The sequence below is a fragment of the Xanthomonas cissicola genome, from assembly GCF_008801575.1.
Lineage (GTDB): Bacteria > Pseudomonadota > Gammaproteobacteria > Xanthomonadales > Xanthomonadaceae > Xanthomonas > Xanthomonas cissicola.
This window is the reverse complement of sequence record NZ_VZPL01000016.1, coordinates 42,694-63,868: the sequence shown is the minus strand read 5'-3', so window position 1 is coordinate 63,868 and position 21,175 is coordinate 42,694. Positions and strand designations below refer to the sequence as shown.

Sequence of the window (21,175 nt, the reverse complement as noted above, 5' to 3'; positions counted from 1 at the left end):
GCGTTGAACGCATTGCCGCTGCGCATCCTGGGCACCGGGCGCCATGTTCCGGCGACGGAAGTGACATCGCACCAGTTGGACGAGCGCTGGCAGTTGCCGGCCGGAACAACGTTCGCGCGTCTGGGTGTGCAGACGCGCCATTACGTGGGCGAGGGCGAAACCGCATCGTCGATGGGGGCAGCCGCTGCGCAACAGGCCGTGGCCAGCGCCGGGCTCGATGCCAGTCGGATCGATTGCCTGATCTCCGCCTGCAGCGTCATGGAGCAGCCGATTCCCTGCCAGGCGGTGCTGATCCAACGCGCGCTCGGCCTCGGCGATTCGGGCATCCCCGCATTCGACGTCAATGCCACCTGCCTGAGTTTCCTGGTTGCCCTGGATATGGCGGCCAACGCACTGGCGCTAGGCCGGTACGAGTGCGTGCTGATCGTCTCCAGCGAAGTCGCATCGGCCGGGCTGGACGCAGCGACGACGGCCACGGCCGGCTTGTTCGGCGATGGCGCAGCCGCGGTGGTCGTTGGCCGCAGCGATGCAGGGCAGGGCTCGGCGCTGCTCTCCAGCCGGCTGTCCAGTTATGGCAATGGCGCGGAGCTGTGCCGCATTCGCGGCGGCGGCACGCGTTATCCGCACGGCGAAGACAGCGCGCCCGATGCTTCGCGCGTGTTCTGCATGGACGGACGCGGCGCCTACCGTTTCGCCGCGCGGCATCTGCCAGCGTTCTGGGAACAGCTGCTGCACGAGGCCGGCATCGCCGCCGCAGCGTTGCGCTGCCTGGTACCGCACCAGGCCTCCGGTGGCGGCCTGGATCATGTGGTGCAGACCTTGGGACTGCGCCCCGATCAGGTGGTGCGCATCCTGCAAACCACCGGTAATCAGGTTGCCGCGTCGTTGCCGCATGCGTTGCATCAGGCACGCGTCGACCTGGGCCTGCAGCGCGGCGATCTGGTCGCGCTGCTTGGCACCGGGGCAGGGCTTGCCATCGGCGGCATGGTGTTGCGCTACTGATGCCGGTACGCGTCTCGCTCGAGCTGCTGCGCGTAGGCCACTGTCGCCATTGCGAACGCATGGTGCGCGCCGATGGTCACTGGCACGCGGTGGAATTCCCCGCATTGAGCGTGCTGATCCGGCATCCGCAGCGTGGCGCGCTGTTGTACGACACCGGCTACGCGGCGCATTTTTTTCGTGCCACCGATCCCTGGCCGGAGCGCCTGTACCGCTTGACCACGCCAGTGCGCCTGCCCGCTCACGAAACCCTGGGCGCCCAGCTGAGCAAACGCGGCGTAGCGCCGGATGACATCGCCTGGTGTCTGATTTCGCATTTCCACGCCGACCATGTCGGCGGTCTGCGCGATCTGCCGAATGCGCGCTTCATGTGCCTGCGTGCGGACCACCAGCAGCTGCGCAGCTGCTCGCGCGTGGGCGGGTTGCGCCGCGCCTTGCTGCCGCAGTTGCTGCCCGACGACTTCGACCAGCGGCTGCAGTTTGCCGACCAGGCTCCGCAGCGCGCGTTGACTGGAGCCTGGCAGGGGTTAGGCCCGGCTTACGATCTGTTCGAGGACGGCAGCGTGCTCGCGGTATCGCTACCCGGACACGTGCCCGGCCAGATGGGACTACGCGTTCGCGACCAGCACGACCGCGAGGTGTTGCTGTGTGCGGACGCGGTGTGGTCCTCGGCCACCTGGGCCACGCTGCAATGGCCGGCCTGGCCCACGCGCCTGCTGATGCACGACTGGCACGCATTCCAGCGCACCGTGCATCGCTTGCACGCCTTGTCGCACGCCCATCCGGAGCTGGCGATCCTGCCCTCGCATTGCCAGCCGAGTCTTGACCGTTATCAACCGGAGTGGCGATGAGCCTGCGCATTCTCGTGACCGGCGCGTCCGGTTTTGTCGGTGGTGCGTTCCTGCGGCGCTTTCAGGGGCAGCCGGCTGTCGAGATTCGCGGCATCGGTCGTCGCGCCAGCGATCTGCCCAACTACCATCGCATCGATCTGAGCCGGGCGTTTTCGCTGGACTGGCAACCGGATGTGGTGATTCATGCAGCTGCGTTGGCCTCGCCGTGGGGCACGCGTGCGCAGTTTCAGCTGCACAACGTCCAGGCCACCGCCAATGTCATCGACTTCTGCAAACGCAACGGCTGCCCGCGCCTGCTGTATGTCTCCTCCAGTTCGGTGTTCTATCGCGAAGCGCATCAATACGACCTGGACGAAGACAGCCCGATCGGCCCGGCGTTCGTCAATACTTACGCAGAAACCAAATATCTTGGCGAAACCCTGCTCGATGACTACCCGGGGCAGAAGTGCGTCTTGCGCCCGCGTGCGGTGTTCGGGCCCGGCGACACGGTGCTGTTTCCGCGCGTGATCGCCGCGGCGCGCAAGGGCGCGTTGCCACGTTTCGTCGGCCAGACCCAGCCGGTGATCGGCGACCTGATCTATATCGATACGCTGTGCGATTACCTGTACCGCGCGGCCACCGCGCCGCAGTTGCAGGCTGCTTACAATCTCACCAACGCACAACCGGTGGACCTGCAGCACGTGTTGTTGGAGGTGCTGGCGCGCCTGCAGCTGCCGTTGCCACGGCGCGAGGTACGCATCGGCACCGCATTGCGCATGGCCGGCGCGGTGGAGGCGGTGTATCGCGGGTTGCGGCTGCGGGGCGAGCCGCCAATCACGCGCTTCGGCGTTGGCGTGTTCGCGTATTCCAAGACCTTCGATCCGCGCCGCACGCTTGCCGATCTTGGCCCGCCCAGTGTTGGCCTGGACGAGGGTGTGGACGCCTTCGTGCGCTGGCAGGCAGCGCAGTGGAGTTGATCGTCCCAATCCTGGCAGCGGCGTATCTGGCCGTGCTGCTGGTCAAGACGGCGGCCGCGCTGTGGGTCGTGCGCGGCGAACGGCTGAGGCCAGCGCGCAGTGCCGTTGCGACACCGGCCGACGTGGCGATCCTGCAGCCTATTCTTGGTGGCGATGCGCATTTGCAAGAGGTGCTTGCCGCCAACGTGCAGGCATTGCCGCAGGCGCAGTTCATCTGGTTGCTGGATACCGACGATGGCCCGGGAAACGCCGCTGCCGATGCAGTCGTTGCGCAATATCCGCAGCTGCGTATCGCGCGCATGCTGGTGCCCCCGGCGCCACCTGGCATCAACCCCAAGGCCTGGAAACTCGATTACGCGCTGCCGCACATCGATGCGCCTGTCAGCCTGATTCTCGACGACGATGCGCACCTTGGCGACCGTGCGCTGTCGCAACTGTTGCTGGACCTCGCGCATGCCGATGTGGTCACCGCACTGCCGTATTACCGCGACAGCGCCACGCTGGCCGGGCGCTTGTTGGCGCAGTTCGTCAACAACAATGCCGCGCTCACGTACTTGGGCTGGCTGCCATTCGCAGCGCCGCTGACCATCAACGGCATGTGCTATGCCGCGCGTACCGAACAACTGCGCCGCTGGGGTGGCTTTACTGCATTGCTGGAGCAACTGACCGACGATCTGGCCTTCGCCACCCTGGTGCGCGACCGCGGCGGGCGGCTCTGGCAATCCACTGCGCCGGTGGCGATGCGTACCGACATGCCCGACCTGCGTGGATATGTACGCCAGATGCATCGCTGGATGCTGTTCGCATCGATCCTGCTAGGCCGTCAACGCCTGCGTGTACGCAGTGCCATCGGCGTGTTGCAGGGGCTGCCGCCGGTGCTGCTGCTGGCCATGCTGGTCTGCGCTTGCGTGCAGCACACCTGGCCGGCTGCACTCTGCGTGCTGATCGTTTTGCTGGCACGCGCGCTGCTGCTGTGCGGTGTGCAATGGCGCGTCACCGGCGCCGTTCGCCATCGCCTGCTGCTGTCGCTATGCGCCGAATGTCTGCAGCCGCTGCATCTGCTGCACGCAGCGCTGGTGCGCACGATCCGCTGGCGCACGCGTCGTTACCGTGTGTTACCCGACGGGTGCTTTCGTGCGGAGTGAGTCGAGCCCGCTGCAGATCGCCTTTCTCACCGGGCAAAGCGATCCGGCAAGCTGCGCCTTGAGTACGGAACAGGGCGCATTTCTGCGACAGCTGCAGGGCACAGGCCGGCAGTTGGTGGATTGCAATTATCCGTACCGCCGCAATAGCGCGCCGCACCGGCGCATGCCGGTGTGGCGTGCCAGCCTGTCGAATGCGCGGCAGTATCTTGCGGCCCGACATGCCCGCCTTGCCGAGGCCGACCGCAAGCGTGTGCATGCACTGCTGGATCAGAGGCCGATGACGCTGCTTCTTGCCGGCAGCTGCGGGCTGCAGCTACTGACCGCATTGCAGTTGCCGGATGCGCTGCGCGCGCGTCTGGCGGTTTTTGCTTACGGCCCGGTGTGTGATGCGCCCGCCGTGTTCGGCCAGCTGCGCGTGGTACAGGGCCGCAGCGACTGGATCTCTCGCGCACTGTTCGATGGGCGGGTCGATGCAAGGCCTGCCTGCGGACACATGGCGTACCTACATAACGCCGAGGTGCTTGCCGAGTGCCAGCGCTTTGTCGCGCAGATCGAACGGACGCGACAGGGCGTAGCGCATGCGCATTGATCTGATCGCACCGCCATACAGCGGCCATCTGCATCCCATCCTGGCGATCGCGCAACAACTCACTGCGCAGCACGCGGTATGCGTCATCAGCACGCCTGCCGCGCAGGCGCGCATCGAGGCATGTGGGCTCACCGCTGCCAGCGTGCTGGATGCGCATGCCGATCGTGTGCTGCTTTCCATCGCCAACCCGCCGCATGCAGTGGGCCACAATCCCGTGCGCCTGCGTCGGCAGCTGCACAGCGCACTCGGGCTCATGGCGCAGCTTGGCGAAGCGCTACAGCAGCGCTGGCGCGAGCGGCGGCCGGATCTGGTGATCGTCGACTTCACCCTGCCCAGCGCAGGACTGGCCGCACAGACGATGGGCATTGCCTGGTGGACCAGCATGCCGTCGCCGTGCGTGATCGAAACCACGGATGGGCCGCCCGCCTACTTTGGTGGGTTGCTGCCTGCGACCACGCCCTTGCAGCGTGTCTGGCATGCAGCGGTGCGCGGGCTCACGCGTGGTTTCAAACGGACCCTGCACCGTTGCTATCGGCGCCAGATGCGCGCTTGCGGGTTGCCGGCGATCTATCGCAGCGATCGCAGCGAGGCGGTGTATTCGCCGCAGTGCACCCTGGCTCTGGGAGTCCCGTCGTTCGAGCTGGCGCAGCGTTGGCCGACGGCAGTGCGCTTTGTCGGGCCGCAGTTGTGCACGCCGCCGTCGTCGGTGACGGCGCCCACCTTCATCGACGGTCGCCGGCATGTGCTGGTGACGCTGGGCACGCATCTGCAATGGGTCAAGCAGCGCATGGATGGCGTGTTGCGTGCGCTGGCGCCGCAGTTCCCGGAGGTGGTCTTCCATTTCAGCGACGGCGACACCGGCGCTCCGCTGCAGCCGGGGCAGGGCAACTATCAGCGGCTGCCGTACGTGGATTACGCGCAGCACCTGCACCGCTACGCATTGGTGATCCACCACGGCGGTGCCGGCATTCTCTACGCCTGCCTTGCCGCGGGATTGCCGGCGATCGTCTACCCGCTGGATTACGACCAGTTCGACCACGCCGCGCGCCTGCAGGTGGCAGGTGCTGGCTGGTGGGTGCGCGATCTGGATGGGTTGCCGGCGTCGCTGCGTGAGGCGCTCGTTGCTGACGAGGTACCACACGGCGTGCGTCACCTGCAGGCGGAGCTGCAACTGATCCAATCGCAGGCGCGCATCGTGCACCTGGTGGAAGGTTTTGCGCGTACTGGCGTGGCGCCGCCGGTGTAATGCGGCACGCGCCACAACGAATCTGTCGGCGCGATCAGCCTGCCGCAGCGTTCAACGCAGGCGGCAGGCTGATCATCAGCTGCGGCCAGCGCTTGAGCAAGGAGGCGCGAATGCCGGCTTGGTCGATGCCGGCTTCCGCAAGCAGGTCTTCGCGGCTGGCGTGATGCTGGAAGCTGTCCGGCAGGCCCAGATGCAGCAGCGGCATGGTAATGGCTTCGGCGTTGAGCAGTTCCGACACGCCAGAACCTGCGCCGCCGGCAACCACGTTGTCTTCGATCGTGACGAAGCCATCGTGGGTTTTTGCGAGCTCAAGCAGCAGCGCCTTGTCGAGCGGCTTGACGAAGCGCATGTTCAACACCGTCAGCCCCAGTTCGCGCCCGACCGCCTCGGCCGCATCCACCGTCGCGCCGAAGCCGAGCAGGGCAATGCGGGTGCCGCTGTGGCGCAGCTGCGCCTTGCCGATCGGCAGCGTGGCAAGCGAGGTGTCCAGTGCTGCGCCGGGGCCGGTGCCACGCGGGTAGCGCACCGCTGCCGGACCCTGGTATTGCACGCCGGTGCTCAGCATCTGACGGCATTCGGCCTCATCGGCAGGCGCCATCACCACCATGTGCGGCACGCAGCGCAAAAAGCTCAGATCCAGATTGCCGGCATGGGTGGCGCCATCCGGGCCGACCACGCCGCCGCGATCGATCGCGAACAGCACATCCAGTTGCTGCACCGCCACGTCGTGCACCAGTTGGTCGTAGCCGCGCTGCAGGAACGTGGAATAGATCGCGACCACCGGCTTGGCGCCCTGGGTCGCCATGCCGGCGGCCAGCGTGACCGCGTGCTGCTCGGCAATGGCTACGTCGAAATAGCGCTGCGGATATTGCTTGCTGAAACGCACCAGGCCCGAGCCCTCGCGCATCGCCGGCGTGATCACCAGCAGCTTGGGTTCGGCGGCGGCCATGTCGCACACCCAGTCACTGAAGACGTCGGTGTAGGTCGGCTTCTTGGCGCCGGTCTTGGCGACCAGGCCCTTGCTTGGATCGAACGGGCCAACGGCGTGGTAGCCGATCTGATCGCCTTCGGCCAGTTCGTAGCCCTTGCCCTTGGTGGTGATGACGTGCAGCAGCTGCGGGCCCTTGAGCGTCTGCAGAGTCTTCAGTGCGCCTACCAGGCTGGGCAGGTCGTGGCCATCGATCGGGCCGGTGTAATGGAAGCCCATTTCCTCGAACAGCGTGGATGGCACGAACATGCCTTTCCAGTGTTCTTCCCAACGCCGCACGAAACGCGCGGTGGGGTTGTTCTTCTTGTCGCCGAGGATCTTCTTGCCGCCTTCGCGGATCGCATTGAGCGTGCGACTGCCGCTGGCGCGCCCCAGCATCTTGGTTAGCCCGCCCACTGCTTCGGAGATCGACATGCGGTTGTCGTTGAGGATCACCAGCAGATTCGGTTCCGGGTCCATGCCGCCGGCGTGGTTGAGCGCTTCGTAGACCATGCCGGCGGTCATTGCGCCGTCGCCGATCACCGCCACCACCTTGCGGTCGTCGCCGTTGCGCTGCGCAGCGATGGCCATGCCGAGCGCGGCCGAAATCGAGGTCGACGAATGGCCAACGCCAAAGGTGTCGTAGATGCTTTCCTCGCGCTTGGGAAACGGCGCAACGCCGTCCTTTTGCTTGACCGTGTGGATCTGGTCGCGGCGGCCGGTGAGGATCTTGTGCGGGTAGGTCTGATGCCCGACGTCCCACACCAGCTGATCGACCGGCGTCTGATACAGGTAGTGCAGGGCGACGGTGAGCTCGATCACGCCCAGGCCGGCCGCGAAGTGCCCGCCGCTCTTGCCCACCGATTCGATCAGATAGGAGCGCAGTTCTTCGGCGATCGCGGTCAGCTCGGCTTCGTCGAAGCGGCGCAGATCGTCGGGAGTCTGGATGCGGGACAGGCGCGGATAGCGGGTGGTGTCGATCATCATCGTGTCAATCTTCTGAAGCCGTATTGTCCTCCCCATGCGAAGGCCCGGCAAGCAAACCGGTTCAGCTGTCAGCGGGAAGTGATGGACGCGCGCACCGTGACGCCTGGCGCGCGCGACGCTCGCCCGACACCTGCGGCAATCTGCCGCACCTGGCGATGTGCTGGCTGCGCCGTGTCTCCGCGAGCACTTGGCTCCGCGCCTCTGCGTAGGGGGCCGACACTGCGCCGTATCAGGCGTCTCATGCGTTGGATCGCGGTGGCCGGGTTCGATGTCACCTCGGACACCCGGTGCGTCAGTGAAGCCGCCAACGCTGCTGCCCGAGTGGGCAACGGCACGCGCGTCCAGGCTCAACCACCTGCGGCTGTCTTGGCACTCTTGGAAGCGTGCGTGCCACTGACCAGCCAGCAGCCGCAACAAATGACAGTCGGCTTACAACGACAGCTTGGAGCGCTTGGGCAGCTGCGCGCGCAAAAAGGCCATCTGATCGGACAGGATGTTGCGGTTGGACAGGATCAGGTGCTCGATCCAGCTCGGCCGGTAGGGCACCGCCAGCAGCGGCATATGCGCCTGTTGCGGCGTGCGGTTGGCCTTGCGCGAATTGCACTGGAAACAGGCGGTCACTACGTTCTCCCAACTGTCGCGACCGCCTTTGGACACCGGCATGACGTGGTCGCGGGTCAGGTGCGGGCGGCTGAAATGCTGGCCGCAGTACATGCACAGCTGCGAATCGCGCGCGAACAGCGCGGTGTTGCTGAGGGTCGGGGTCGGGTCCAGCGCGCGCGAACGGGCATGCCCGCGCGCGGCGATGATGGGGTGCAGTTCCAGCGTGCTGCGCTCGCCGGTCAGCCGCGAGATGCCGCCGTGGATCTGCATGCAAGGCTCGCCCAGCGTCCACGACACCGCATCGCGGGCGTACAGGCAGGCGGCGTCTTGCCAGTTGATCCAATCCAGCACGCGGCCGTGCGCATCGAGCGACAGCAGGCGAAGCGTGGGAAGTTGGTGGATTGCAGCGACAGCGCTGCCCGCGTCCGGGGCATAGCTGCCTCCGGGGACGATCACATCACGAACGTGCGTGTCTGTCTCCATCGGGAAAACAGCTTATACCCGATCGTTGACAGTTTGTGTATCACAGCGAACGGCGTCGGCACGTGTCTCCAAAGTATGGCTCAGTAAGTACTGTTGGCCGCGATGCCGTGCCGCCGCGCTGCGGGATCACCCTTCGAACGCAGTGATGGCGTTGGTGAGCCGTCGGAGCGCACCCGGGCGCGACGCCTTGTCGAGCGATACCACCCTGTCGCGGCCAGGTCCTACCCTGTCGCGGCCAGGTCCTACCCTGTCGCGGCCAGGTCCTACCCTGTCGCGACCAGGTCCGCTCCTACGACAGCGGTGTAATCTCGCGGCGTTACCCGTAGGAGCGCACCCGGGCGCGACGCCTTGTCGAGCGACACCGCCCCGTCGCGGCCAGGTCCGCTCCTACGGCAGCGGCAGCGCCGTGATGACGGCGCTCAGCCTTCGCCGAACAGTTCCGCTTCCAGCGTCATCAGCGGTGCGGCGCCACTGCGGATGGCGGCGGCATGGGTCAGGGTGCGTGGCAGGATGCGGGCGAAGTAGAACCGCGCCGTCTCCCGCTTGGCGCGCCTGAAGTCCTCGCCGTGCGCGGATGCGTCGGCAGCGGCCACGCTGCGCGCCCACCAGTACGCCAGCACCACGTAGCCCGAATAAAACAGATAGTCATGGCTGGCGGCGCCGAGTTCGTCCGGGTTGCGCGCGGCGCGATCGAGCACATCGCGGGTCAGCATCGCCCATTCGCTGCACTTGTCGCGCAACGGCTTGATGAACTCGGCCAGCGCGGCGTTGCCGTCCTGCGCGTTGGCGAAGGTTTCCACATCGGCCAGGAACAGCTTCAGCCCGGCAGCCTGGCTGGCGGCGGTCTTGCGGCCGATCAGGTCCAGCGCCTGGATGCCGGTGGTGCCTTCGTAGATGGTGGTGATGCGCGCGTCGCGGGCCAGTTGCTCCATGCCGTACTCGCGGATGTAGCCGTGGCCGCCGAAGCACTGCAGCGCGTGGTAGGTATTCTCGATCGACCATTCGGTCTGGCAGGCCTTGGAGATCGGGGTGAGGAAGCTCACCAGGGTCTCGGCGTCGGCGCGTTCGCGTTCGCTCTCGCCGCGATGGGCGACGTCGACCAGGCTGGCCGCATGCAACGCGAGCAGGCGGCTGCCTTCGGTCAGCGACTTGACGGTCAGCAACATGCGGCGCACGTCCGGGTGCACGATGATCGGGTCGGCCGGTTTGTCCGGGGATTTGGCGCCGCTGAGCGCCCGCGATTGCAACCGCTCGCGGCTGTAGCGCAGGGCGTTTTGGTAGGCGCGCTCGGACAACCCGATGCCTTGCAGGCCCACGCTTAGGCGTGCGGTATTCATCATCGTAAACATCGCCTGCAGGCCCTTGTGCGGCTGGCCGACCAGGTAGCCTTGTGCGCCCTCGAAGTTCATCACGCAGGTCACCGAGCCCTTGATGCCCATCTTGTGCTCGATGGAGCCGCAATGCAGCGCGTTGCGCTCACCCACGGTGCCGTCGCGGTCCACCTTGAACTTGGGAGTGACGAACAGCGAGATGCCCTTGGCGCCGGCCGGTGCGTCCGGCAGCTTGGCCAGCACCAGGTGCACGATGTTGTCGGTGAGGTCGTGCTCGCCGGCGGTGATGAAGATCTTGGTGCCGGTGATGGCATAGCTGCCATCGGCATTGGGTTCGGCACGGGTCTTGAGCAGGCCCAAATCGGTGCCGCAATGCGGTTCGGTCAGGCACATGGTGCCGGTCCAGCGGCCGTCGATCAGGGGTTTGAGGAAGACGTCCTGCTGCCAGGTCTCGCCGTGCTGGCGCAGCGCTTCCATCGCGCCATGCGACAGCAGCGGAAAGTTGCCCCAGGCCAGGTTGGCGGCATTGATCATTTCGCTCAGCGGCACGCCAAGCGTGTGCGGCATGCCCTGGCCGCCGAATTGCGGTTCGGCGGTGAGCCCGTTCCAGCCGCCTTCCACGAATTGATCGTAGGCGGCGCGGAAGCCGGGCGGAGTGGTCACCGCGTGCGTGCTCTTGTCGAACGCGCAGCCGATCTCGTCGCCCACACTGTTGAGCGGCGCCAGCACCTGCGAGGTGAAGCGGCCGGCCTCTTCGAGCACGGCGTCGATGATGTCGGTGCTGGCCTCGGTATAGCCGAGCCGGGCGAACAGGGCTTGCGCGCCGAGCACATCGTGCAGGGCGAAGCGAAAATCGGTCAGCGGGGCGGTGTAGCTGCTCATGCGGGATCCTTGGAAGCGGGGACGGGAGGCGTGCGCCTTAGAGCGGCTAACAAAACGTAGCGAGCAGCTGTCAGGTGGGCGCGGACGGCGCGCTCAGAACCGGAATGTACGAGGGGTACATGCCGATTCCGAGCACCGGCCGCGCCGCCTGGCGGCTGCGCAGTAGTTTTGTTAGCCACTCTTAGCGCAGCACGCCATTGAGGCCGGGGGCCGGGCTGAGCGTATTGCGCGATTCCACACTGAACTGGCGCTGCTTCTTGTCCTGCGGGGTCGCCCAGACGGTGCCCTTGAGCGTATACGGGAACGAGCGGCCGCCGGCCAGCACGTCGGCCACGGTGATACGACCCAGCGAGGTGGGTTGCACGGCGACGGTGACCACATCGGCGGTTTCCGGGCCGATCGACATGCCCACTGCCTGGTCGAGCTTGCCGGCCAATTGGTCGCCGGCAGAGATCTCCAGTGCCACGCGTTCGAACTGCATCGGGATGCTGCTGTAGTTCTGCAGGCGCAGGTCGAGCGACCAGGAGCCGTCGGCGCGCACGGTCAGTTGCTGGATGCTGGCGGCCGGCTCGGACACCCGGCGGACTGCGCCGCCACAGGCGCTCAGCAGCAGCCCGCAGGCCAGCGATACAAGAAGAAGGCGAGAGGCACGACGCATGGACTCGGGTCCTTGGCGGGAATGAGGCGGCGCCAAGAATACTACGCAGTACGGTCGCCGCTCCTGAGCGCGAAGCGGTGGCGCCGGATCTGGGCCGGGGCGCGGGCAGGCCTCACAACAACGGCGCGGCGACAATCAACGGCGACAGGTCGTAGCCCATCTCGGTCGCCTTCGCCTTGAGCCGTTCCAATTGCGCGCGCTGCATCTGCGGCGAGCGCGACAGGATCCACAGGTATTTGCGATCAGGCTCGCCGACCATCGCCCACTGGTAATCCGGGTCGAGCGCGATCACCCAATAGTCGGCCCACACCAGCGGCAACCAAGCGAGCCACTCGGGAGCGAAGCGCACCTGCAACTGCCCGGGCTGGCCATCGACCGGGCGCGCCACGCCGTCGGCCTGGGTCAGGCTGCCATCGGCGGTGCGGCAGCCATTGCGCACGCCGACCAGGCCATCGTCGCGCAAGGTGTAGCTGGCGGTGATGTCGCCGCGGCACTTTTTCTGGAACGACACCGGCAGGTGCGCAATCTCGTGCCACTGGCCCGCGTAGCGCGAGATGTCCAGCTGCGGCACCGCACGCACCGGCTGTTGCGCCAGCGCTGTCAGCGGCAGCAGGGCGACGAACGACAACAGCAGGCGGGGCAGGCGCATGACAATCTCCGGTGGACGCGCGCAGGCTAGGCCATGCACCCGGCCGCGCGGCGTGAACCGGCGCAAGAAACGCCGGCCCCGAGAGCGGCCGGCAACAAAGTTGCTCGCAACGCTTGCCCAAACTGCGCCTGCTCGCTATAGTGCGTGTCCTCGCAACGCAGGCATCGTGTTGCAGGTTAAGTGGCCGAGTAGCTCAGTTGGTAGAGCAGGGGATTGAAAATCCCCGTGTCGGCGGTTCGATTCCGTCCTCGGCCACCATATTCCAAGCCTTCGTTCGCAAGGCTTCCCGGTCATCGCCGGATCTGTCGCTCTCCCTGTCCCTTTCTCGATTGCACGCGCGGTGGGCAGTGATGCGTGTTGCACGCGCGCGCGCTGATTCTGATCTGATCCAGCATGGACACAGACTTGCGCGTTGGTTCGGCTTCTCGGTCGTGCGCGTAGGTGCTACGTGCGCCCGATGCAATCGATTTCGACGTGATCTTCAAATGTGCATGGCGATACTGCGCGCATGACGCACAAGACACTCCGACGCACCCTGATCCACGGTTACTGCGGTGAATTCCGCGTGGAGACCCTGGAAAGCCAGGCGCCTGGCGCGACGTTGTGGCTTTCGACTGCGTTCGTTTACCACCGCGACCGCGCCGCGCCCGTGGCCACGATCGAGGGCGCAGGGCAGGGCGAGTACCGGGGCGACGCGCGCGAGCAGGCGCTGCGCGTAGGTTCTTGTCTGGCGGAGTTTTTGGACCCCAAGGAATACCGCAGCTGCGAAAGGCAGAGCGGCTGAAGAATCGCGGACTCTTGCGTGCGCTTCGAGCGTGCAGGCGTCCGGATCGTGGTTGGTGGAGAACACGGAAGACCGGCGGCAAGTCGCGCGATGCGTTGCATGAACTCGGCGCGTACTGCGAGTGCCGAAGTGGGTGCGCCCACTCATGTCGCGCTTATAGCAACACCACGTTGTGCAGATGCGTTTGCAGGCCCTTGCGCAAAATCCGGTAGCAATCGCGATCGAAGTCGCCGGGTGTGGACTGCAGTTTGCGGGCAGTGGCCAGCGAGGTGGCGCTGCCCAGATAGTGCCAGTTGCGCAGCACGTGAAACTGGCGCAACTGCTTACCTTCTTCCATGAGTGCGACCGCGCCAGGAAACGGCCATACGACCTGTTCCAGGTGCTGGAGGGCAGCGCGTAGACGCGTCTCGTGGTCGCCCAGCGACTCGGCGCCATGGCAGGCACCGGCACAGCGTTCCAACATGGCGCGGAAACACGGGCGACCATCGGTGGCGCGTTCCAGGCCGAGCAGCCCGTAGCAAAGGCGGTCGCGATCGGCCAGCCGCCGCAACGCCTCCTTGGCGGCGCGTGGGCTGGAATAGAGCCCATACAGCCATGGTGTTACCGCCGGATCGCGCTCGGCCGAATGCACGATGGACACCTCGCCGCAATACAGGCGGATCGAAAACTGACGCGGTACGCGACGCAGCTTCTGGTTGTACAGCGGGCGCATCGATTTGATGAGCTGGGATTCCAGCAGCTGCGCACCGAGATCGCCGGCCATTTCGAATACGCTGATGCGCCGGGTCTGGCGCAATAACGAGGCTTCGCGTGGCGTGCGGAAGTGATCCATCACCCGCATCCGCAGGTTGATGCTCTTGCCGATGTACAAGGAGTCCGCTGTCCTTGCCGTGGAACAGATACACCCCGGCAGTCGTTGGCAAGGTTGCGAGCGTGCTGTGCAAATGGTCGGGGTAGGCGTATTCGACCGCGCCGAGCGCGCGGCGAACGCGTTCACTGCGGGCCACGGCGGACCTTGGTCTGCTGCGTGAGCGTATCGACTCGTGCGCAACCACCCAGATGGCGCGGTGCAGCTGTATGCACGGTGGCGTGTGGGAATGCCTGGAAAATCGTTGTCATCGGGCGGCAGCATGCCGATGTGCTGTCGCATCAGCTGAGACGCCGCATGATTCTTGAAAAGAACGCGCTTCCGAAAGAGCTTCAGCTCTTCCGGAAGCGCCGTGGTACCTGCAGTGTTGCGCAGCTCAGCGGTTGTTGCCGCCACCGCTCGCCTGGCCGCCCTTCTTGCCGGCCTCGCGCGCTTCTTCCGAGGTGAACTCGTGGGCATTGCCACTTTCATGGGCCGCCTTGCCGCCCTTGGATGCGATTTCGCGCTGCTTGTCTTCGTCCATCGAAGCAAAGCCGCGGTTGCTGGTGCCACCCTTGTTGTCGTTCTGATTTGCCATTGCGGATTCTCGTTTCGTCAGTTGGGGAATGCACCACTGGACGCCGTGGTGCGAGGCCAGCATCGCGGTGGAGGTATCAATCGGACGTGGGGATTTCGACAGCTAGGCGTGAGCCGGCAAGCGGGCTTGACGAGCGATCTTCACTGCCGAAAAACGCGGTGTGGCGAAGCAATGCTGCAGACGCTCGACAGTATGTCGACTCAACCATGCGCGTGCGCCGCACGGCCCTAGGTCCTGCAATCCGATGCCGGCGCGCGCGACAACGACGGCCGGCCATGCAGGCAACCTCGACGCAGACCAGGACACCGCGATGACGACACCATGCGGATGGTGGGCAACAGTGCTGGCAATGACGGCGACGCTCGCCATGCCAACCGGCGTCACAACGCTACCCGCAGGCGCTGCCGAATCGTTACCTACTATCGGTGGATGGGTGTCGCTAGCGCAGATCTCACCGAGGTGGCCGGCTGGACGACGTGGTTGCGTTGCGTGCATCCGCAGAACAGACGCTGCGTGGCAATGGACATGCGGCACCGCCGCGTACCTTGCTGGTGCTGGTTGCAAACGCGGACAGTGGGTTTGTCGAAGCCGTGCGCAACACGCGGGTGATTTTCAAAGCCGACGAAGGCGGGCAGTGCGATCCGTTTCTGGATAGCGACCAGGGCCTGGTCGCGAAGGGCGCGTATTTCACCGTGCAAAACGGATTGGCGTGCGGACAACACTGGACGGACTGCATCACCTTTCGTTACGACCGCCACCGCGGCGCTGTCGTGTTCCACAAGCGCGTGATCGACGTATGGGAAATGAACACCCAGGACGCGCCGCTGCCGATGCGACGCGCTGCGCCTGAGCGAACACAAAGAAATTGCCGCCGACCCGGGTAAGCCGGTCCTGCTATCTGCCTATACGCCTGCAACGTGATGGCGTCGCTGTGCGTTCATTCGCCCGCGCGTCGCCGGCTCTGCGTGTAGTGCCGGGATCATGGCGAACGTGTCAGTACGCGGCGCGCCGGTGTCCCGGTCGAGCCGGCGGTATTGCACTGAGTCAGCGCAGTTCGCGCAGCGCCGTCGGGCCGGGAACGCCGCCAAACGAGGGGCGGGTGACACCCAGCGCTCACGGGTGCGCAGCTGCAATCGCAGCGCACTGGTTTAGCGGCAGGCGCGGCCGTACGGGAAATGCTCATGGATGTGACGAATCGCCTCACCGGACCCAACTAGACTGTGGCCACGGGAATGGCCCGCGGAGAACATCACTTGAACGATCCCGGTCACGGAGAGCTGCGAGCGCCTCACATCAGCGAATCTCGCAGCCTGCCTGTCGAGAAGCACCGCTCGGACATCTTCTTTGCCGCAGTGGAAACCACGCGCATGCCGATGACGGTGACCGACCCCCATCTTCCGGATAATCCCATCGTGTTCGCCAACCGCGCGTTCCTGGAGATGACCGGCTATGCCGCCGATGAAGTCATCGGCAACAACTGCCGCTTCCTGCAGGGGCCGGAGACCGATCCGGCCAGCATCAGCGATGTGCGCGAATCGATCGAAAGCCGTCGCGAATTTGCCACCGAGGTGCTGAATTACCGCAAGGACGGCTCTTCGTTCTGGAATGCGCTCTTCATCTCGCCGGTGTTCGACGACAAGGGCAACCTGGTGTATTTCTTCGGCTCGCAGCTGGATGTGAGCCGGCGCCGCGATGCCGAAGATGCGCTGCGCCAGGCGCAGAAGATGGAAGCGCTGGGCCAGCTGACCGGCGGCATCGCGCACGATTTCAACAATCTGCTGCAGGTGATGTCTGGACATCTGGAAGTGATCCAGATGATGGCCAGCGCCGGCGGCGGTAGTGCCGAGCGCATTGCCTTCAGTGCCGAACACGCGGCGGCAGCGGCTGCCAAGGCGGCCACCTTGACCCAGCAACTGCTGGCGTTTTCGCGCAAGCAAAAACTGCGCGGGCGGGTAGTGAACCTCAACGGACTGGTGGCCGGCATGACCAACATGGCCGAGCGCGCGCTGGGAGGCGGGGTCACTCTGCGCCAGTCGCTGGAAGAAGGGCTGTGGAACTGCCAGATCGACACCACCCAGGCAGAGGTGGCGCTGTTGAACGTGTTGATCAATGCGCGCGACGCGATGGCCCAGGCCGAACGCAAGGAAGTGACGGTGCAGACCCAGAACGTGGAGATCACCGGCCACGATCTGGCGATGTACCACCAGCTGGCACCGGGCCGCTACGTCAGCATTGCCGTGACCGACACCGGCTCGGGCATGCCGCCGGAGGTGGTCAGCCGGGTGATGGAACCGTTCTTCACCACCAAGGAGGAAGGCCAGGGCACCGGCCTGGGCCTGTCGATGGTGTATGGATTCGTCAAGCAGTCCGGCGGCACCGTACGCATCTACAGCGAGGTGGGCGAGGGCAGCACGGTGCGGCTGTATTTCCCCGCCTCCAGCGAATTCGAAAACGATTTGCAGATAGCCAAGAGTCGCGCCATCGACAAGGGGGGCAACGAAACCATCCTGGTGGTGGAAGACAAGCAGGATGTGGCGGTGGTGGCGCGGATGTTTCTGGAAAATGCCGGTTACCGCATCCTGTCTGCGTCCAGCGGACGCGAGGCGATGGAGATCCTGGAGAAGAGCCCGGAAGTGGATGCGCTATTCACCGACCTGATCATGCCCGGCGGTATGAACGGGGTGATGCTCGCCCGTGAGGCGCGCCGCATGTTGCCGAAGGTCAAGATCCTGCTCACCACCGGCTACGCCGATGCCAGCATCCAGCGTACCGATGTGGGCGGCGCCGAGTTCGATGTGGTGAACAAACCCTATACGCAGAAGGAATTGCTCAAGCGCATCCGCATGTTGCTGGATGGGCCGACCGGGGTTGGTTGAGTCCGACAGATCGCCATTGCGATGCCGCTGCGGCATCGCACTGCAACCGCCGTTGAGCTTCAAGATTGCGGCCGTCCGCTGGCGCAGCGCCCGGAGCAGCAGGCATCGGGCGCTGCCTGGCGACCATGAGGCCCGCGGAGCGCGACGCATGGCGTGTCCGCCAGATCACCCACGTCGTGCGCGGGACATGGGCGGATCGCCAAGCTTATTTTGCGACGGGAACACCACGCCACGTCGGTGAAGGGCCTGGCCGTTCCGGCACTCGCTCTTTTCAGCAGATGCAGCCACCCCATTACTTCTCAGACGCATTGGATGCAGCAAAGGCTGCCACTACTGGTGCAACTCACGACTCCGCAATCCCACATCCGCGCGCTCAGTCACCCACCGGCGCCACATAGCCTTCGGGTTTGTCGGCATTGCGCTCGAACAGGAACTTCTGCAGCTCGGCTTCGAGAAAGGCGCGGTGCTTGGGGTCGCGCGGCGACAGCCGGTTTTCGTTGATCAGCATGGTCTGGTGCGCCAACCACGCTTGCCAGGCGTTCTTGCCGATCTGCGCGAAAATGCGCTGGCCGAGCTCGCCCGGATACGGCACGAAATCCAGGCCTTCGGCGTCGCTTTGCTGGTAGTGGCAGAACACGGTGCGGGACATGCGGACTCCTTTGGAAGACGCGCTTACAACGCGTCGAGCAACTTGCGGATCGGCGCCGGCAGGCCTAGCGATGCAAGATCGGCAGGTGCTACCCAGCGTAGGTCGTCATTGTCGCGCACCGCCGGACGTAGCGCGACCTTGCGCAGGCGCCATGGCTGCAAATGCAGGCGGTAATGGCTGAAGGCGTGCACGATCGGCGGCATCTCGTCGGCGCGCTCGTAGTTGCCGTCGATATGCGCCGCAAACCAGGCGCGCATGCCGCTCTCGGTCTCGGCCTGCGGCAGCGTCCATAGCGAGGCCCAAATGCCGGTTGGCGGGCGTCGCTGCAGCAGGATGTGGCCCTCGGCATTCTGCAGCAGCAGCGCAGTGGCCTCGCGTTCGGGTAGCTGCTTGCCGGGTTTGGGGGTGGGCAACGCGTCGACCAGGCCATTGCGGCGTGCGATGCAATCGGTCTGCAGCGGGCACAGTACGCAGGCGGGCTTGGCGCGCGTGCACAGCGTGGCGCCGAAATCCATCTGCGCCTGGGTGTAGTCGGCCAGGCGGCCAGCGGGGACGTGCGCAACATGGATGATGGCGAGTTGCCATAACTGTTTTTCGATCGCCGGCAGGCCGGGATACCCGGCGATGCCGTGGAAGCGCGTGAGCACGCGTTTGACGTTGCCGTCCATGATCGCAAAGCGATCGTTCCAGGCCTGGCTCAGGATCGCCCCTGCCGTGCTGCGGCCGATGCCCGGCAACGCAAGCAGTGCATCGAAGTCGCGCGGCACTTGCCCGCCGTGCAGCGCGACGCATTGCTTGGCGGCGGCATGCAGATTGCGCGCGCGGGCGTAGTAGCCCAGTCCGGCCCACTGCGCCATCACCGTGTCGTTGTCGGCCGCAGCCAGATCGGCCAGCGCAGGGAAGCGCGCCATGAACTTGTGGAAATACGGAATGACCACCGCGACCTGGGTCTGCTGCAGCATGATTTCCGACAGCCACACCCGATAGGGCGCGCGTGGATGCTGCCAGGGTAGATCATGGCGACCGTGGCCGTCGAACCAGTGCAACAGGCGGTCGACAAAGGCATCAGCGGAGGGAGTGGCGTGGTCGGCTGGCATGAGCGCTGCTGGCGATGGAGGGGGAGGCGAGGGTGGCGGGACGCGAAGCGGGTCTGCTGCGTACGTCGTGCGGCGCGTCCATTCACCGCAGCGGAAACGTCATTCCGACCAGGCACCGTTCGCAGAACCATCCTTCATCGCCAGGTCGATGCGGTGTTGCCGGCGCATGGGCGTCGGCCACTGATGCATCCGCGCGACATTGCTTTCTGAGTGCTGCGGGCGAGGGCTGGGCAAACTCCGGTACGCGTCTTGCCCGGGACCAATCGCGTGACACCTGCCGCACGGTGCAACCTGCCTGTCGCGCCTGCGCGCACAGCGGTTGCAGATGCGCGCAGGCATCTTCCGATCAACCGCCCAACGCGTCCGGCAACAGCGCGTCGACGAAGGCAACCGGGTCGAAGACGCGCAGATCCTCCGGGCGCTCGCCGATACCGGCAAAGCGGATCGGAATATTGAACTCGCGCGCCAGCGCGAACACCACGCCGCCCTTGGCAGTGCCATCGAGCTTGGTCACGACCAGGCCGGTGACGCCCACGGCAGCGTGGAACTGGCGCAGCTGCGAAATGGCGTTCTGGCCGGTGGTGCCGTCGATGACCATCAAGACTTCGTGCGGCGCGGCGGCATCGATCTTGCCGAGCACGCGGCGGATCTTGCCGAGCTCGTTCATCAGCCCGGTCTGGGTATGCAGGCGGCCGGCGGTGTCGGCGATCAACACATCGGTGCCGCGCGCCTTGGCGGCCTGCAGCGCGTCGAACGCCACCGACGCGGCATCGGCGTTTTGCCCCTGCGCGATCACGGCCACGCCATTGCTATCGCCCCAGGCCTGCAATTGCGCCACGGCGGCAGCACGGAAGGTGTCGCCGGCTGCGAGCATCAGACTGTTGCCTTCGTCCTTGAAGCGCTTGGCGAGCTTGCCGATGGTGGTGGTCTTGCCGACGCCGTTGACGCCAACGGTGAGCACCACGAACGGTTTGAGCGAGCGGTCGATCACCAGCGGTTTGGAGACCGGCTGCAGCAGCGCGATGAGATCGGCACGCAAGGCCTTGAACATCGCCTGGGCGTCGACGAATTCGCGCGACTTCATCCGCTTGCGCAGGCCGTCGATCAACGCCGTGGTGGCGCCGATGCCGACGTCGGCGGTGATCAACGCGGTTTCGATCTCGTCGAGCAGGTCGTCATCGAGCTTGGGATTGCGCGAGAACAGGCCGCCGAAACTGCGAGCGAAGGTGCTGTTGCGCAGCCGCTCGCGCCAGCCGGGTTTTCCCGCCGGCGCGGCACTGATGGGCGGCGCGCCGGCTGGAGTTGCAGCAGCCGGTGCAGGCGTCGAGGCCGGCGGAACGGCGACCGGGGGTGCGACCACGGCAGGCGCTGCGCTTTGCAGTGGCGACACCGGCTGTGCAGGCACGGCAGGAGGCGGCGTCGGGACGGTCTGCGGCTGCGCCACGACCGGCGGCGGCACCACGACCGGCGCGCTGGGGGGTATCGGGTCTGGCAGTGCCTGCAATGCGGTCGGCGCAGGCGCCGCAGGAGCTGCGGGCGCGCTCGGGACGGCGGCAATACTCTGCGCCTGGCCAGTGCGTGCAGCGATCTCCTGCGCCAGCTGGTCGGCTGGCGCGGCGGTGATCTGCGGCGGTATCGGCGCCGAGGGCGCTGCAGGCTCGCCGCCTGCCGGAGCAGGCGTGACAGGCGCAACAACCGGCGTTGCGGCCGCTTCGCGTTCTGGCTCGGCATTCGGCACCGCCTCGACCGGCGATGCCGGGGTGGCGGCAGACGGCGCGGTGGGGAATGCGGCTGCCAGTTCTTCCAGGCTGTAGCGCGAGGTACGCGAGCTGTCGGGCGTGGTTGGCTTGTTACGGCGAAAAAAGCTGGCCATTGGCAACGCAGTAGGGGAAACCCGAAATTCTATCATCCGGGCCTCCTGACACCTTGACGCCGCCTTTAGCGCAGCTCCGCGCCCGGGCGTCTCGCATACATCGCA

At 65.8% G+C, this 21,175-nt stretch carries 17 protein-coding genes, 1 tRNA gene, 1 other RNA gene and 2 pseudogenes; 10 read left to right on the top strand and 11 right to left on the bottom strand.

Annotation, left to right across the window (positions count from 1 at the left end; translation table 11 throughout):
* The first annotated feature begins 3 nt into the window (after positions 1 to 3).
* Genes F7R02_RS09320 through F7R02_RS09295 form a run of 6 tightly spaced genes read left to right on the top strand, consistent with a single transcriptional unit; the run spans position 4 to position 5,786 of the window.
* Entirely contained in the window at positions 4 to 1,002 is a 999-nt protein-coding gene (locus tag F7R02_RS09320) for a 3-oxoacyl-[acyl-carrier-protein] synthase III C-terminal domain-containing protein (RefSeq protein ID WP_078590627.1), read from the top strand.
* Positions 1,002 to 1,850, top strand: a complete 849-nt coding sequence (locus F7R02_RS09315) for an MBL fold metallo-hydrolase (protein WP_078560297.1) — start codon at positions 1,002 to 1,004, stop codon at positions 1,848 to 1,850. The genes F7R02_RS09320 and F7R02_RS09315 overlap by 1 nt, the downstream gene beginning before the upstream one ends.
* Positions 1,847 to 2,806, top strand: coding sequence for an NAD-dependent epimerase/dehydratase family protein (locus F7R02_RS09310; protein ID WP_078590625.1), 960 nt, complete (start codon positions 1,847 to 1,849; stop codon positions 2,804 to 2,806). Before F7R02_RS09315 ends, F7R02_RS09310 begins: the two co-directional genes overlap by 4 nt.
* Complete coding sequence (locus tag F7R02_RS09305) at positions 2,797 to 3,951, top strand: glycosyltransferase family 2 protein (protein ID WP_011051678.1); 1,155 nt, start codon at positions 2,797 to 2,799, stop codon at positions 3,949 to 3,951. Before F7R02_RS09310 ends, F7R02_RS09305 begins: the two co-directional genes overlap by 10 nt.
* On the top strand, positions 3,941 to 4,540 hold the full coding sequence (locus F7R02_RS09300; RefSeq protein ID WP_078590623.1) for a hypothetical protein: 600 nt from the start codon (positions 3,941 to 3,943) through the stop codon (positions 4,538 to 4,540). Before F7R02_RS09305 ends, F7R02_RS09300 begins: the two co-directional genes overlap by 11 nt.
* The gene (locus F7R02_RS09295; RefSeq protein WP_078590621.1) at positions 4,530 to 5,786 is read left to right on the top strand and encodes a glycosyltransferase; all 1,257 of its coding nucleotides are present in this window, start codon (positions 4,530 to 4,532) and stop codon (positions 5,784 to 5,786) included. The genes F7R02_RS09300 and F7R02_RS09295 overlap by 11 nt, the downstream gene beginning before the upstream one ends.
* A 34-nt stretch (positions 5,787 to 5,820) precedes the next feature.
* On the opposite strand, the gene dxs is transcribed toward F7R02_RS09295, so the two are convergent.
* The 6 genes from dxs to F7R02_RS09265 form a co-directional block, all read right to left on the bottom strand.
* On the bottom strand, positions 5,821 to 7,737 hold the full coding sequence (gene dxs, locus F7R02_RS09290; RefSeq protein ID WP_078590654.1) for a 1-deoxy-D-xylulose-5-phosphate synthase: 1,917 nt from the start codon (positions 7,735 to 7,737) through the stop codon (positions 5,821 to 5,823).
* Positions 7,738 to 8,169: 432 nt separating this feature from the next.
* Positions 8,170 to 8,826, bottom strand: coding sequence for an HNH endonuclease (locus F7R02_RS09285; protein WP_007965971.1), 657 nt, complete (start codon positions 8,824 to 8,826; stop codon positions 8,170 to 8,172).
* A 419-nt stretch (positions 8,827 to 9,245) separates the two neighbouring features.
* Complete coding sequence (locus F7R02_RS09280; RefSeq protein WP_005914047.1) at positions 9,246 to 11,039, bottom strand: acyl-CoA dehydrogenase C-terminal domain-containing protein; 1,794 nt, start codon at positions 11,037 to 11,039, stop codon at positions 9,246 to 9,248.
* 44 nt (positions 11,040 to 11,083) lie between these two features.
* A non-coding RNA gene (locus tag F7R02_RS09275) (sX9 sRNA) lies at positions 11,084 to 11,160 on the bottom strand.
* 60 nt (positions 11,161 to 11,220) lie between these two features.
* Positions 11,221 to 11,697 carry an LEA/WHy family protein gene (locus tag F7R02_RS09270; RefSeq protein WP_033482445.1) on the bottom strand — a complete coding sequence of 159 codons (477 nt, stop codon included), beginning with the start codon at positions 11,695 to 11,697 and terminating at the stop codon, positions 11,221 to 11,223.
* Positions 11,698 to 11,809: 112 nt separating this feature from the next.
* Positions 11,810 to 12,346 carry a lipocalin family protein gene (locus tag F7R02_RS09265; RefSeq protein WP_005930174.1) on the bottom strand — a complete coding sequence of 179 codons (537 nt, stop codon included), beginning with the start codon at positions 12,344 to 12,346 and terminating at the stop codon, positions 11,810 to 11,812.
* Positions 12,347 to 12,528: 182 nt separating this feature from the next.
* Here F7R02_RS09265 and F7R02_RS09260 point away from each other — a divergent pair.
* Positions 12,529 to 12,604: transfer RNA gene (locus F7R02_RS09260), tRNA-Phe, on the top strand.
* Between the two features lie 250 nt (positions 12,605 to 12,854).
* The gene (locus tag F7R02_RS09255) at positions 12,855 to 13,130 is read left to right on the top strand and encodes a hypothetical protein (protein WP_005914051.1); all 276 of its coding nucleotides are present in this window, start codon (positions 12,855 to 12,857) and stop codon (positions 13,128 to 13,130) included.
* A 154-nt stretch (positions 13,131 to 13,284) separates the two neighbouring features.
* On the opposite strand, the pseudogene cho reads toward F7R02_RS09255, so the two are convergent.
* Positions 13,285 to 14,035: pseudogene (cho, locus tag F7R02_RS09250) on the bottom strand (excinuclease Cho).
* 339 nt (positions 14,036 to 14,374) lie between these two features.
* Positions 14,375 to 14,575 carry a KGG domain-containing protein gene (locus tag F7R02_RS09245; protein ID WP_005914053.1) on the bottom strand — a complete coding sequence of 67 codons (201 nt, stop codon included), beginning with the start codon at positions 14,573 to 14,575 and terminating at the stop codon, positions 14,375 to 14,377.
* A 349-nt stretch (positions 14,576 to 14,924) separates the two neighbouring features.
* Between F7R02_RS09245 and F7R02_RS09240 the strand changes: the two are divergent.
* Positions 14,925 to 15,496: pseudogene (locus F7R02_RS09240) on the top strand (hypothetical protein).
* A 332-nt stretch (positions 15,497 to 15,828) separates the two neighbouring features.
* Entirely contained in the window at positions 15,829 to 17,451 is a 1,623-nt protein-coding gene (locus tag F7R02_RS09235) for a hybrid sensor histidine kinase/response regulator (RefSeq protein WP_078537674.1), read from the top strand.
* Between the two features lie 373 nt (positions 17,452 to 17,824).
* On the opposite strand, the gene F7R02_RS09230 is transcribed toward F7R02_RS09235, so the two are convergent.
* From F7R02_RS09230 to ftsY, 3 genes are all read right to left on the bottom strand, one after another.
* Positions 17,825 to 18,100: an oxidative damage protection protein gene (locus tag F7R02_RS09230; RefSeq protein ID WP_005914056.1), complete on the bottom strand. Its 276-nt coding sequence runs from the start codon at positions 18,098 to 18,100 to the stop codon at positions 17,825 to 17,827.
* Positions 18,101 to 18,123: 23 nt separating this feature from the next.
* Entirely contained in the window at positions 18,124 to 19,197 is a 1,074-nt protein-coding gene (gene mutY / locus F7R02_RS09225) for an A/G-specific adenine glycosylase (RefSeq protein WP_005920328.1), read from the bottom strand.
* 346 nt (positions 19,198 to 19,543) lie between these two features.
* Positions 19,544 to 21,070 carry a signal recognition particle-docking protein FtsY gene (gene ftsY, locus F7R02_RS09215; protein ID WP_139371050.1) on the bottom strand — a complete coding sequence of 509 codons (1,527 nt, stop codon included), beginning with the start codon at positions 21,068 to 21,070 and terminating at the stop codon, positions 19,544 to 19,546.
* Positions 21,071 to 21,175: the final 105 nt, after the last annotated feature.

Coding starts and splice junctions, on each gene's coding strand:
- F7R02_RS09315 (WP_078560297.1), top strand. CDS start 1,002: ATGCCGGTACGCGTCTCGCTCGAGCTGCTGCGCGTAGGCCACTGTCGC.
- F7R02_RS09310 (WP_078590625.1), top strand. CDS start 1,847: ATGAGCCTGCGCATTCTCGTGACCGGCGCGTCCGGTTTTGTCGGTGGT.
- F7R02_RS09295 (WP_078590621.1), top strand. CDS start 4,530: ATGCGCATTGATCTGATCGCACCGCCATACAGCGGCCATCTGCATCCC.
- dxs (WP_078590654.1), bottom strand. CDS start 7,737: ATGATCGACACCACCCGCTATCCGCGCCTGTCCCGCATCCAGACTCCC.
- F7R02_RS09285 (WP_007965971.1), bottom strand. CDS start 8,826: ATGGAGACAGACACGCACGTTCGTGATGTGATCGTCCCCGGAGGCAGC.
- F7R02_RS09280 (WP_005914047.1), bottom strand. CDS start 11,039: ATGAGCAGCTACACCGCCCCGCTGACCGATTTTCGCTTCGCCCTGCAC.
- F7R02_RS09270 (WP_033482445.1), bottom strand. CDS start 11,697: ATGCGTCGTGCCTCTCGCCTTCTTCTTGTATCGCTGGCCTGCGGGCTG.
- F7R02_RS09265 (WP_005930174.1), bottom strand. CDS start 12,346: ATGCGCCTGCCCCGCCTGCTGTTGTCGTTCGTCGCCCTGCTGCCGCTG.
- F7R02_RS09255 (WP_005914051.1), top strand. CDS start 12,855: ATGACGCACAAGACACTCCGACGCACCCTGATCCACGGTTACTGCGGT.
- F7R02_RS09245 (WP_005914053.1), bottom strand. CDS start 14,575: ATGGCAAATCAGAACGACAACAAGGGTGGCACCAGCAACCGCGGCTTT.
- F7R02_RS09230 (WP_005914056.1), bottom strand. CDS start 18,100: ATGTCCCGCACCGTGTTCTGCCACTACCAGCAAAGCGACGCCGAAGGC.
- mutY (WP_005920328.1), bottom strand. CDS start 19,197: ATGCCAGCCGACCACGCCACTCCCTCCGCTGATGCCTTTGTCGACCGC.
- ftsY (WP_139371050.1), bottom strand. CDS start 21,070: ATGGCCAGCTTTTTTCGCCGTAACAAGCCAACCACGCCCGACAGCTCG.